General features: G+C 50.8%; 10 protein-coding genes and 1 pseudogene. 9 read left to right on the forward strand and 2 right to left on the reverse strand.

What is annotated here, in order from left to right; all coding sequences use genetic code 11:
• Nucleotides 1–394: 394 nt before the first annotated feature.
• Complete coding sequence (locus GGC63_RS29065) at nt 395–4,111, forward strand: immunoglobulin-like domain-containing protein (protein ID WP_192705263.1); 3,717 nt, start codon at nt 395–397, stop codon at nt 4,109–4,111.
• 438 nt (nt 4,112–4,549) lie between these two features.
• On the opposite strand, the gene GGC63_RS29070 is transcribed toward GGC63_RS29065, so the two are convergent.
• A complete protein-coding gene (locus GGC63_RS29070) occupies nt 4,550–4,939 on the reverse strand; it encodes a MerR family transcriptional regulator (RefSeq protein WP_225948573.1) in 390 nt (129 codons plus the stop codon).
• A gap of 105 nt (nt 4,940–5,044) precedes the next feature.
• Between GGC63_RS29070 and GGC63_RS29075 the strand changes: the two genes are divergently transcribed.
• Both GGC63_RS29075 and GGC63_RS29080 read left to right on the forward strand, forming a co-directional pair.
• Nucleotides 5,045–5,929 (forward strand): SDR family oxidoreductase, encoded by an 885-nt coding sequence (locus tag GGC63_RS29075; RefSeq protein WP_192705264.1) that lies wholly within the window; start codon nt 5,045–5,047, stop codon nt 5,927–5,929.
• 269 nt (nt 5,930–6,198) lie between these two features.
• Nucleotides 6,199–6,477, forward strand: coding sequence for a LysR substrate-binding domain-containing protein (locus GGC63_RS29080; RefSeq protein ID WP_192705265.1), 279 nt, complete (start codon nt 6,199–6,201; stop codon nt 6,475–6,477).
• A 63-nt stretch (nt 6,478–6,540) separates the two neighbouring features.
• Here GGC63_RS29080 and GGC63_RS29085 read toward each other — a convergent pair.
• A pseudogene (locus GGC63_RS29085) lies at nt 6,541–7,670 on the reverse strand (MFS transporter); the annotation flags it as partial.
• Between the two features lie 352 nt (nt 7,671–8,022).
• Here GGC63_RS29085 and GGC63_RS29090 point away from each other — a divergent pair.
• The 6 genes from GGC63_RS29090 to GGC63_RS29115 all read left to right on the forward strand — a co-directional run bounded on the left by GGC63_RS29090 (nt 8,023) and on the right by GGC63_RS29115 (nt 12,067).
• Complete coding sequence (locus GGC63_RS29090) at nt 8,023–8,658, forward strand: GGDEF domain-containing protein (RefSeq protein WP_192705266.1); 636 nt, start codon at nt 8,023–8,025, stop codon at nt 8,656–8,658.
• A gap of 240 nt (nt 8,659–8,898) precedes the next feature.
• Entirely contained in the window at nt 8,899–9,294 is a 396-nt protein-coding gene (locus GGC63_RS29095; RefSeq protein WP_079913501.1) for a Fur family transcriptional regulator, read from the forward strand.
• Nucleotides 9,273–10,022: a winged-helix domain-containing protein gene (locus GGC63_RS29100; RefSeq protein ID WP_079913500.1), complete on the forward strand. Its 750-nt coding sequence runs from the start codon at nt 9,273–9,275 to the stop codon at nt 10,020–10,022. Before GGC63_RS29095 ends, GGC63_RS29100 begins: the two co-directional genes overlap by 22 nt.
• Nucleotides 10,023–10,227: 205 nt before the next feature.
• Nucleotides 10,228–11,151 (forward strand): NAD(P)/FAD-dependent oxidoreductase, encoded by a 924-nt coding sequence (locus tag GGC63_RS29105; protein ID WP_192705267.1) that lies wholly within the window; start codon nt 10,228–10,230, stop codon nt 11,149–11,151.
• Between the two features lie 32 nt (nt 11,152–11,183).
• The gene (locus GGC63_RS29110) at nt 11,184–11,429 is read left to right on the forward strand and encodes a glutaredoxin family protein (protein WP_192705268.1); all 246 of its coding nucleotides are present in this window, start codon (nt 11,184–11,186) and stop codon (nt 11,427–11,429) included.
• Between the two features lie 71 nt (nt 11,430–11,500).
• Entirely contained in the window at nt 11,501–12,067 is a 567-nt protein-coding gene (locus GGC63_RS29115; RefSeq protein ID WP_079913497.1) for a peroxiredoxin, read from the forward strand.
• Nucleotides 12,068–12,085: the final 18 nt, after the last annotated feature.

Here is a 12,085-nt window from a genome sequence, read left to right on the forward strand (position 1 = left end):
CACATGAATGACGAACATCGGAAAGCCGTATGAGGGAAAACCTCACGTACGGTTTGATGAGGAGGGGCAGAAATTTATCTGCCCTTTACTCTAGATCGGAAGGGAACATGCATGGTTTGGTTGCAGCTAAGGCGAATTTGAGACGGGATTGTAAAGGTTTTGTATTTTTTGCTCGTACCTAATATACAGCCCCCAATAGTTGTGTTACTTTATACGTGTTGATTGCAACCCATGAGGCATAGACAGAGAAAGCGGCCGATGTTTGCGGGATACGACGCGGCATAGCGGTTATTTGTGCTGAACGTTTGCATTAGTGCTGTACAGCTTTTAAGTGATGCAGTAATGGTTTGTGATTTTTTCTCAGTAATCTTACTATTTGGGAGGCTAGACTTCATTGAAATCGAGAAAATCAATTCGAAACCTATCGCTGCTGACACTTACGGTTTCCCTTTTGAGTCAAAGCATGCCTGCAGCAGCTGTATACGGGACCGCTCCGGATGTGGGTCAGACGGATGCGGGCGGCGGAAGATGGATGGCAGGAGAATATCACGTTCACACGTATGAATCTGATGATGCCCAGCGATCGCTGCAAACGGTGCTGGATAATGCTTTTGAACAGTATGGGATGGACTGGATTGCGCTTGCCGATCACTTGAGAATGTCAGGCCGGGACGATGAAGGCAATCCGGTTCCGGGTGGACCGATTCCTTTTTCCAAGGGCATGGCATTGTATCAAGTGCCGAAAATCAAGCAGCTTCAAGACGCGAATAAATATAAAGATAAAATTATTTTCTCCGGGTTTGAGTGGGACATGCCTACCTACGATCATATCGGGATAGGCATTTTGGCGGACAGCCCCGATCAATCATTAAAAGCGGCAAGCGAGTTCGAATATTTGTTCACGAACCGTGACGAAAGCCTGTTTGATCCGGCCGATGTTGCCGTCTGGAAGGCGACTTACAGCAGAGCCTATACGACAAGCCAGGATGCAAGAACGGGTTTGAGCTGGATTAAGGGGAATTTTCCGAAAAACAGCTACGCTTTATTGAATCACCCTTCACGGAAAACAAATTCCGGAGGGACGGTTTATAAAATATCGGATATCCGCGACTTCAACAATATAGCACCGGAGACCTTCTTCGGGATGGAAGGAATGCCCGGAAACCAGATGGAACCTGACCGGGGAGGACTTAACCTGACGACTCCCAAAAACCGGACTTACGGCGGAGCGGATTATATGATTGCCAAGGTCGGCGGAGTATGGGACGCGCTGCTCGGGGAAGGAAGGAGATTCTGGAATTTTTCGAACTCCGATTATCATTTTGATATCAGTGACGACAATAAATACTCCAGCGGCTACAAGCCCGGGGAATATTCGAAAAACTATACGTGGGTAAACGGCAGTGATATGCAGGCGGTGCTGGAAGGCATGCGCTCAGGAAAATCGTTCTCCGTATTCGGCGATTTGATTAACGCGCTGGATTATCATATCGATGCCAACGGGACCAGGAAAGAAATGGGCGAGGAGCTTTCCGTGAAGGAAGGGGACCCTCTCATGCTGACCATTCGTTTCAAAAGCCCGGACAAAAATAACAACGGAGACCCTGTGCAGGTGGACCATGTGGATCTGATTGCAGGCGATGTAACGGGCTATGCTGCACCTGGAACTCCGGAATATGCCAAGGATACGAATGACTCGACCCAAGTGCTCCAGCGCTTTACGAGCAGCGATTGGACGCAGGATGCCGAGGGCTACAACGTCATTACTTATAACCTCGGAGCTGCCGGCAAAAATCAATACTTCAGGCTGCGCGGCACGAATCTGGGCACTGATGTAGCGGGAGAAACGAGCAACGGAGAGCCGCTGATCGATCCGAAGACCGACATAGCCGATAACGCGACCCGCTTTGCGGAAATCAATAAACGGAATTATAGCGATTTATGGTTTTATTCTAATCCGATTTTCGTGAACGTGGAGCCGTATTCGGATCAGCAAGCCGTTAATGATACGGTAGCTGCTCTGGATTTGGGCGATATGAGCGGCGTAACGGCGGATATCGAGCTGCCTGCGCAAGGCCAGCACGGTGCTGCAGTTCAATGGGAAAGCATGAATCCTTCTGTTGTTGCTATTGCCAACAATAAAGGAATCGTTACCCGACCCGCTGCAGGTCAGCCTGATGCGAAGGTGACATTGAAGGCTACGGTATCCCGCGGTACGACTAGCGAGGTCAAAACTTTCGAAGTTACTGTTAAGGCGTTGGCTTATACCGATGCACAAGCGGTCGCTCTGGCGAAAAACGCTCTGACTCTCGGGGACACCAGTTCCGTAGAGAATGATTTGAAGCTGCCAGCTGCAGGGGCTCAGGGAACCGTGATTACGTGGAAAAGCTCCAATCCGGTCTATATGGACGATAACGGGAAAATGGTGTTCCATCCCGATAAGGATACGGATCTTACATTAACAGCAACGATCAAACGCGGAAATGCCGTGGATGTGAAAATCTTCTCCGTTACATTGAAGGGAGATGCCAGCATTACTCCGCTGCAGCTGAGCTGGACGATGAAGACGTCGGACGGCAACCCTTATGCCAGCGGAGCCTGGACGAATCAAAACGTAACGGCCAGCGTCTACGCGAATGTGTATGTTCCGGGCTCGACGGTTTCATTAGAGCTATCTACAGATGGCGGAGCGTACCTGGCCTACAACAGCCAAAGTAAAGTAGAGGTAACCAGTGAAGGAGAGCATACGCTGCAATTCCGGGCGAAGGATTCGTTAGGCCATACGGCCGAGTTACCGCTTGCTGTGAGCATTGATCGCACGGCTCCTGTGATTACTCTAAAAGGCAGCCCGAGCATCATTATGCTTGTCGGTACGCCATACAACGAGCAAGGAGCTGAAGCGGCGGATCATGTAGGCATAGCAGGCGAGATTGCGATAACCGGAACTGTGGACACCAAGACGATTGGAACTTATACGCTGCATTATAACGCAACCGATCTGGCCGGGAATGCGGCCGCAGAAGTGACGAGAACGGTGAACGTCGTGGCACCGCAAGGAAACAGCAACCATCATGGTTCCGGCGGCGGAAGCTCGACTCCGACCAATACTTCGAACAACTCAACGAACGGGAATAATACGAATCAAGGAACGGAGGCTTCCTCTTCCCAAGTGGCTGTCACCACGGCTCAAGGGGCGGAAGGCGGCATCAAGGATGTGCTTCAATTTAAGATTCCATCCGGTGCCGTGAAGGAAGACGGCAAAATTCAGGCCGTACTGCTTCCTTCCGCTCAAATTCCGTCTTTCGGTTCGTTGAAGGCGGTAAGCCAAGCGGTCGAGCTGACAAGTACGACAGGCCGTACCTTTACGAAGCCTGTGGAAATCAAGATGTTCTATAAGGCGGATTCTATCGCTCCTGGAAGCAAGCCGGCTGTATATTACTACAACGAGACGCAGAAGCGCTGGATTTATCTTGGAGGGACCGTCAATCCGGACGGCAGTATAACGGTCAATGTCAAGCATTTCACGAAGTTTGCCGTGCTGGAGTACAAGCCTGCAGTGTTCCCGGACCTGTCCGGTCATTGGGCCGCTCCTTATACGGAACGGTTGACTGGAATGAATGTCATTCAAGGCTTTGAGGACGGGAAGTTTCGTCCGGAGCAGACGGTGACGCGGGCTCAATTCGCCAAAATGATCGCCGAAGCCATGGGGCTTCAGGCGACGGCGGCTTCCACTTCCTTCGCGGATGATAACCAAATCCCATCTTGGGCAAAGGGAAGCATTGCGGCCGCAGTCCAAGCGGGCCTTATCAACGGTTATGAAGAGAACGGCCGCCTGCTGTTCAAGGCCGACCAAACCATTACCCGGGCGGAAATGGCGGTTATGATGTCCAGAGCACTTAGCGCCAATGGATACAAGGGCGGCGAGGCGAATGCCATTTCCTTTAAAGACGCCTCCCATATTCCGGATTGGGCGCAAGCCTCCGTGAAGGCTTCAGCGGTATCCGGCATTCTGAACGGGTACGAGGACCAAACCTTCCGCCCAAGCGCTGGCGCTACAAGAGCGGAATCCTCTGCAATGATCTATAAGCTGTTAGAAGCATTAAACATTTAGGTTATAAAGGAAAAGAAGAGACACGCGGTGCTCCGTGTGTCTCTTTAGGTTGTTGAGCAGCCTGCAGGTAATTGGAAAAATAGCATCGGTCCCCGATGGGGTATCCGCCTCCGGCCGCTGTTGTTTTCGGGAAATTTGGATTAGATTCGCTTCTAGCGGGGATTTCCCGAAAACAAAGGCGAACGCTTAAGAGTTTTCCAAAGGAAAACTTACTTCGTAAGCAAGGGGACACCCCATCTCTAACCTTTCGCATTTTGTTTTCTGATAATAAAGTTGTTTAAATTGGTCGCAAAAAATGCAGTAAACCCGGCCCTGATGCGGGCCTGGTCAAAAATAAAATTGTTTAAAATCATTGAACTAACGTACCCGATAGCTACATGGTTTGAGATCTTTGTTAATGCTAAACGGAGATCTTAACACGTTATGATCGCTGTTTTATTATCTGTCCTCTTGTAGTTTATCTAAGTCCTCTAGATTTTTGAAAAAATTGATTTTAAGATCGATTTTCTTCAGCGTCTTTTCAAGTTCCTTCATTTGATCGATAACTTTCCGGCGATAAGCTTCCATAAATTCTCGTCGTGCTGTTATTGTAGAGACCTCACTATTATGCAGGGCGATAAACTGCTGCATCTCCCGAATGGGCATCCCCATCGCTCGAAAGTAACTTAAAACTTGAAACCATGCGATATCGGACTCTGAATACAGACGATATCCATTTTCGTCCCGTTCTATACCGTCAACTAACCCAATTTGCTCATAGTATCGCAATGTGTGAATGCTTAATCCCGTCTCTTCAGAAACTTGTTTGCTCGAAAATTTGTTTTTCATATTTTTTATTATAGCATTGATTCGAACTATATTGCTATTGAGTGCACTCTATACTTTATCATTGCAAATGTAAGTAATGATTTTCATTTTAGGGAGGAATTCATTATGCGTGTTTTTGTTACCGGAGCAACTGGATTCATCGGATCTGCGGTTGTTCGCGATCTCATCGAGGCAGGTCATCAGGTTATCGGGCTTGCCCGCTCGGACACAGCCGCCGCAGCCTTGATGGCCGCTGGCGCCGACGTGCACCGCGGCGCCCTCGACGACCTCGACGTCCTACGCAGCGGCGCCCTAACAGCGGACGGCGTCATTCACCTGGCCTTCATTCACGACTTCTCGGACTTTGCGGCCGCGGCCGAGACCGACAGACAGGCGATCGAGGCGATCGGATCAGCGCTCGAGGGCTCCGACAAACCATTCGTGGTCACCTCGGGGACGCTCATGCTCACGCCTGGACGCCTCGGGACGGAAGATGACGAGCCGATCCCGGTTACGCCGCGTCGCTCCGAGGAGGCGGCGATCGCGCTAGCTAAGCGCGGGGTGCGATCATCGGTCGTGCGACTCGCACCGTCAGTGCACGGTCCGGGCGATCATGGCTTCGTTCCAGCGCTGATCGGCATTGCTCGCGACAAGGGCGTCTCTGCCTACATCGGAGACGGGTCCAACCGCTGGCCGGCCGTGCATCGCCTCGATGCGGCACGCCTGTTCCGGCTGGCTGTGGAAGCCGCCCCGGCGGGGTCACGGTTGCACGGGGTCGGTGATGAGGGTGTGCCATTCCGCGACATTGCCGGCATCATCGGTCGCCACCTGAACCTGCCGATCGTAAGCATTTCCCGCGAAGAGGCAGACGCCCACTTCGGCTGGCTTTCCTTCGCTGCGTCGGTCGACAATCCGACGTCGAGCGCACTGACTCGGGAACGCCTGGGATGGCGGCCGGTGCAGCCCGCGCTGATCCCGGACCTCGAAGAAGGACACTACTTCAACGGCTGAACCGCCAAAAAAATGTGACACAGGACGATTTCCTGGTAATTGCCGGGGAATCGTCTTAACCGTATTCAAGTAAAATTACCAAATTGTTATTTAGTCCTAATTAAATTGTAAGGGTCAAAACTTTTATCTTCAGCCACGTTAAACTGCCCGTTAGCTTAATGACGATAGCCGTTTTTTAAACAACTTTATTATCAAATTTAAACGACTTTATTATAAATTCAACAACTTTATTATCAGACAACACATTTTTCGGTATGATGGGGGACGGGATGCGTACGCTAACTGATCGGCTGTGCGGCTTGGCGGGCTTTGCTCCCAAGATCAAGTTCGAGGGGGACGATGTGGCGACGGTCTCCGTGCTGGTCTCGTCCGGTCTTGGCGTTACCTTGATTCCTTTCTTCACCGGGATCGATTCTAGCAAAATCAAACGGCTGCATGTAACCGAACCCTTGTGCAAACGGGAGATTGGTCTTGCATGGGTTGAGGACCGGACATTATCTCCTTCGGCCGAGCTGTTCCGCACCTTTATCATCGAGCAGTTTCGCTAAAGACCACCGGGAGAGAACAACAGGCTGCAAAAGAATTCGCTTGGAATTCCATGCAGCCTGTTGTTATGAAAGCCGTGATGCCGTTTGAACCTTTTGCTTTTTATGATGAAGGCTGTAATAGAGGATGACGGTAAAGGCCACGACGATGCCCCCGACAAGGTACATGACGTGATAATTGGTTTTAGCGGCAATAAGGCCGAGAATATAGGAACCGAGCCCATAACCGGAATCGAAAAAGACGAAATACGTGCCGGTGGCCAGACCGCTTCGATGACTTGGAGCCGATTTGACGGCAATAGCCTGGAAGCTTGGCAGCAGCGCGCCGAAGCCGAGCCCAATAATGCCTCCGGTCAGCAGGAAGATGAAGGCTGTATTCGCTTGGCTCAGCCAAAGCATGCCGACGACGAACAGTACGATACCGGGATAGACAAGCACATGCTCGCCTTTGCGGTCGAACAGTCTGCCGGTAAAGGGTCTGGATATAAGTATCATTGCGGCGAATACCATGAAGAAATAGCTGGCTACCTGCTCCAGGCCGATCGATTTGGCATAGACGGAGATGAAGGTGGAGATGGCCCCGTAAGAAAATGCCAGTACACAGCCTGCCAACGAAATCGGAATAGCCTTGGGCTCGATAAATCTTTTCCAGTTCCAGGACGGGCCGGTGCCGGAGTATCGGGAAGCTTGGTTATTGCCCCGCACAGGAGAGCCAGAAGAGAAAGTACGAAGCAGGCGATGAACAGAACGTGGAAGCTGGCCTTTGTCATCAGCGTCAATCCGAGGAACGGACCGATGACCATTGCCAGGCTCATGAACAGACTGAAATAGCCGATCCCTTCGCCTCTGCGATGCGCGGGAATGATGTGAATCACTACCGCGGATGTGGCTGTAGCGGCGATGCCGAAGCCGATCCCGTGAATAAATCTTAGCAATAAGAGAACGTAGAAGTTAGTAACGACAAGATGCAATATGCTGCAAACGGCGAACAAGATGAGCGAGAAGAGGATGATTTTCTTCTTGTCCAGCTCGTCCAGCCATTTCCCCGTCAGCGGGCGGAAAATAACTGCACTAATGATGAACACAGTAGTGACCAGGCCGATTTGCTGGCCGCTTCCTTGCAGATGCTCCAGAACGAAGGTCGGAAGGGTCACCGCCAAAATATAAAAGGTCATATAAACAAAAAAACTGCTGATACAAATCGTTATAAAATTGCGGCTCCACAAAGGAGCTTCTTGCTTTGCTGTCTGATTCTGCATAAGAGTAGTATCGCTTCCTTCTTCATGTATTATTGTGTCTGATGCGCATGAGGTTATTCATGGACTGAATAGCTACGCACAGCAAGTAAAGGTAATCTCACGGAATGTGAAATTACCTTGGCAGCTTTCTTTTGCTAAATTGTTGTTATGACAATTATATGTACATCAATTAAAATTGTCAACGATGAGTGTCAGCTGTTTAGCAGAAAGGGTTGTTGACATTTCCATATTTTTCTTATATAAAATTATATATATAGTATTATATATATTGATATAAGGATGTGTATATATGAAGGGTAGAATAGACGAAATGACTGGCTTACGCAACCGGGAGGCATTGGAGCTTCAGCTGAAGGAGACGTCTCAGGAATGTGAAGGAGTCGCTCTGGCTCTTATTGATGTGGACCATTTTTTGGACATCAACCGGTTGTTCGGTCATGATACCGGGGACCATGTATTGAAAACGATCGCGGATATCCTTAAGGAACAGACCTCGGAGCAAGCGGTGTTTCGCGTCTCCGGGGATGAATTTGCGGTAGTGCTGGCCGATTTCAGCCTGGAACAGGGCTTTTTGAAGATGGAGTCGGTTCGGGCGGCCGTACAAGCCTCGAAGGAACGGTTTCAACTGCCGGCGGACGAGCAGGCGCAGGAAATTAGTGTAACGGTAGGAGTGGCTCAATACCCGCGGGATGCCAAGGATATGAACGGGTTGATGCGGGCGGCCAATGCGGCGCTTATGTCGGCGAAGGAATCGGGGAGAAACCAGGTTGCGCTGCCTCCTAATGAGGAGATGGTGATGAAGACCTGCTATTATCCGGCGACGATGGTTCGGCAGCTGAAGACGCTGGCCGAGAAGCTGAAGAAGAAGGAGTCCATTTTATTCCGTGAAGCATTGGCGGATCTGATCCGCAAGTATGACCGTTAATCCTTTGACTTGGCCGTCAGAGGAATCCCTGATAAAGCAGACGGGAAAATAAAAGAATAAGGAAAGACCTCCTGACGATGTCAGGCGGAACAAGGGCAGGCTGGACAAGCGCTGCTCTTGTTTGATTTGTGGAGTCCTGGCGAATTATGTTTTCGAATGAAGTGAAAGGGATATTGACTTAGACTAAGTTTAAGATTAGAATTAATCTAAATATAACAAAAAAGTACCGGGGGAATCACAATGAGCAGAAAAGGACAGCTGACACCTCAGCGGAAAGCAATCTATGAAATTGTGATGGAAAGCACCGATCATCCTACCGCTGCAGAAATTATTGAACGGTTGAACAAGCGCGGGCATCAATTTGCCTATGCAACCACCTACAATTCCTTGCGCTATTTGACGGAGGAAGGGCTGATTCGGGAGCTGAAGCTCGAAGGAGACGCAAGCCGATACGATGCACGGACAGAGGATCATCAGCACATCGTTTGCCGGGTTTGCGGCAAAGTGGATGAAGTCTTTACGCACGTTCCGGCCGAATGGTCGAAAGCCGTTGCGGAAGAGACCGGTTATATAGTGGAGGATGAACATATTTTGCTGAAAGGAGTGTGCCCTTCATGCAGCAGCAAAGAGAAGTAAGCGAATGGACGAATGTGGCAATAGATACGTCCCGGGATGAGCAGCCCATCGGAGCGTTTTGCTCCACCACGCATACCATTGTCATTATAAGCCCGTTTCCTCATGCCTTGCACGAATTGGTGAGAGAGCTGACAGCCAAGTGCTATGATGTACTGGTCTTTCATCATCTGGATGAGCACTCGCTCGCGGCGCTGCCGATTGATCTCCTGATTGTAGATGCAACCTACGATGCGCTTGTGCCGAAGCCGCGCCCGAATACGGTGTCGTCGCCGGCTCTTCTGCTCGTCAAAGGAACGGAGCGGCTGGTGGAGCCCGGCTTTTCATCTTACGAAGATGCTGTTGTCTGGTCTTCCGCGAGCACCGAGGCGATTCTCGAGCGGATTCAATCCAAGCTGCTCGGCGAAGGAAGGGTACCGGAGGAGCGAGGCGATCAAGTGCAGCATAAGGAGCTCCTCGTGGATTACAAACGAATGGCCGTATATCTCGGGGCCTCCCGCGTCGATTTGACCAAGACCGAGTTTGATCTGCTGAAGGCATTGCTCGATACCAATGGCGCCGTATTGTCCAGACAAGAGCTGATGGACCGCGTCTGGGGCGATCAATACTTCGGAGGCAGCAATACGGTGGACGTCCATGTCAAAAGTCTGCGGCAAAAGCTGAAGGACAATCCAAAGGCACCGACCTATATCGAAACGGTTCGCGGGGTCGGGTACCGGCTGGCAGATTAATAGGATATAAGTAAGAAAGGTGGGTTTGGCGATTCGTCGCTAAACCCACCTTTCCGCATGTAAGGGGCTGCTTCATGAAATCTTCACGAGAGCTTAATCAAACCTTCATGATCCATTGGGTTTGTCGTGGTAATATTCAGATATAAGATTTTTAGATTTAGTTTAAGTTTAAATATAAACAGAACGATAAGCAAGGAGGGTTTATATGTACGATGTCATCATTATCGGAGGAGGGCCGGCAGGCGCAACGGCGGCTTTGTACACGGCGAGAGGTCATTTATCCACTCTGGTGCTGGACAAAGCCCCGAATACCGGAGCCTTGGCGCTGACTCATAAGATCGCGAACTATCCCGGTGTTGCCGAGGAGCTTAGCGGGAAGGAGCTGCTGGATCGCATTCGCGGCCAAGCCCGAGGCTTCGGAGCAGAGTTTAAGCAGACGACGATTACCGCCGTGGATCTGGAAGGGGAGTCGAAGCTTGTGTTTACAGCCGACGGCATGTTCGAGGCCAAGGCCGTAATCGTCGCTACCGGCTCCAAAGGGCGCAACCGGATGCTTCCGGGGGAGGAGAAGCTACTTGGCCGCGGGGTAAGCACCTGCGCCACCTGCGACGGCGCCTTCTTCGAAGGCAAGGAAATTGCCGTAATCGGCGATTCCGAGGAAGCGCTGGATGAGGTGCTGGCCTTGAACAAGCTGGTCTCGAAAATTCATTTTGTCGTGCCCCGCAATGAGCTGCAGGGAGCAGAGACGCTTCCGCCGCTGGATAAGACCGAGCTGTATTTTCGGACAAGGCCTTTGGAGATCGTCGGCGAGCACCATGTGGAGGGACTGCGGGTGAAAGCCCCGAACGGCGAAGAGCAGCAGCTTCAGGTGGATGGAGTCTTCGTCTTCTTATCGGGCAGCAAGCCCGGCACCGACTTTTTGCAGGATCAGGTTCCGCTCGACGAGAACGGCTTCATGATCTTGGATGAATCCATGCAGTCGCCCGTTCCCGGAGTATTCGGAGCCGGAGAGGTTCGCCGTTCGCCGGTGAAGCAGGCGGTCGTCGCCGCAGCTGACGGCGCTATTGCCGCCATGGCGGTGGACAAGTTCATTCATCGCAGAGCACAGCTGATTCCACAGTACAAATAAAATCATTTCTACAATCCAAGGAGGAACTGCCTATGTCTACAACAACTACACAGGTCATTGTTTATTCTAGCACAACCTGCACCTACTGCAGCCAGCTGAAAAAATATTTAACGGAGCAGCAAATTGCGTTTGAAGAGCGAAACATTGATGTGAATGAAGCTTACCGCGATGAGCTGGAAGCCATGGGGATGAGCTCGATTCCCGTCACGGTGATCGGAGAGACGAGAATTCTCGGCCTTAATCCGACCCGTATCAAAAAAGCACTGGCGCAGCAATGACACCATCGTCCAAGCAGATATTTGACCATTAGTTAATTAAATAAAACCACTACACTAGGAGGACATTCATTATGACAACAACAACTACTAATGCAGAACAAACGGTAAAAATCGGACTGAAAGCACCATCGTTTCATCTTCCTTCCACCATCAATCTGGAGACGTTAGAAGAGCACGTATCCCTGGAACAATACCGCGGCCGCTGGGTTATGGTCTTCTTCTGGCCGTTCGACTTCACTTATGTGTGCCCGACGGAGATTATTGCCTTCAGCGACCATTATGACAAGTTTCAGGAGCTGGATTGCGAGGTCATAGGAATTTCCGTAGACAGCATCTATACCCACCGTGCTTGGATCAACACGCCGCGTGATCAACAGGGGATCGGACCGATCAGCTATCCGATAGCCTCGGATTTCAAGAAGGAGACCGCGAAGGCTTATGGCGTTCTGGATGACGCAACAGGCGCTGCTCATCGGGGCTTGTTCATAATCGACCCGGATGGAATCCTGCGCTACCAGGTGGTAACTGATATGAACGTCGGCAGAAGCGTAGAGGAAACGCTGCGGATTCTTGAAGCGCTGCAATCCGGCGGCATGTGCCCGGCCAACTGGAAAAAAGGGGATAAAACACTCGGTTAATAGTGACAAAAAGGATGA

The sequence above is a fragment of the Paenibacillus sp. OAS669 genome, assembly GCF_014873645.1.
GTDB classification, from domain to species: domain Bacteria; phylum Bacillota; class Bacilli; order Paenibacillales; family NBRC-103111; genus Paenibacillus_S; species Paenibacillus_S vulneris.

What these genes read in the sequence shown, in the direction of transcription:
- GGC63_RS29110 (WP_192705268.1), top strand. Translation starts at nt 11,184, where the DNA reads ATGTCTACAACAACTACACAGGTCATTGTTTATTCTAGCACAACCTGC.
- GGC63_RS29095 (WP_079913501.1), top strand. Translation starts at nt 8,899, where the DNA reads ATGAGCAGAAAAGGACAGCTGACACCTCAGCGGAAAGCAATCTATGAA.
- GGC63_RS29075 (WP_192705264.1), top strand. Translation starts at nt 5,045, where the DNA reads ATGCGTGTTTTTGTTACCGGAGCAACTGGATTCATCGGATCTGCGGTT.
- GGC63_RS29115 (WP_079913497.1), top strand. Translation starts at nt 11,501, where the DNA reads ATGACAACAACAACTACTAATGCAGAACAAACGGTAAAAATCGGACTG.
- GGC63_RS29090 (WP_192705266.1), top strand. Translation starts at nt 8,023, where the DNA reads ATGAAGGGTAGAATAGACGAAATGACTGGCTTACGCAACCGGGAGGCA.
- GGC63_RS29100 (WP_079913500.1), top strand. Translation starts at nt 9,273, where the DNA reads ATGCAGCAGCAAAGAGAAGTAAGCGAATGGACGAATGTGGCAATAGAT.
- GGC63_RS29070 (WP_225948573.1), bottom strand. Translation starts at nt 4,939, where the DNA reads ATGAAAAACAAATTTTCGAGCAAACAAGTTTCTGAAGAGACGGGATTA.
- GGC63_RS29105 (WP_192705267.1), top strand. Translation starts at nt 10,228, where the DNA reads ATGTACGATGTCATCATTATCGGAGGAGGGCCGGCAGGCGCAACGGCG.
- GGC63_RS29080 (WP_192705265.1), top strand. Translation starts at nt 6,199, where the DNA reads ATGCGTACGCTAACTGATCGGCTGTGCGGCTTGGCGGGCTTTGCTCCC.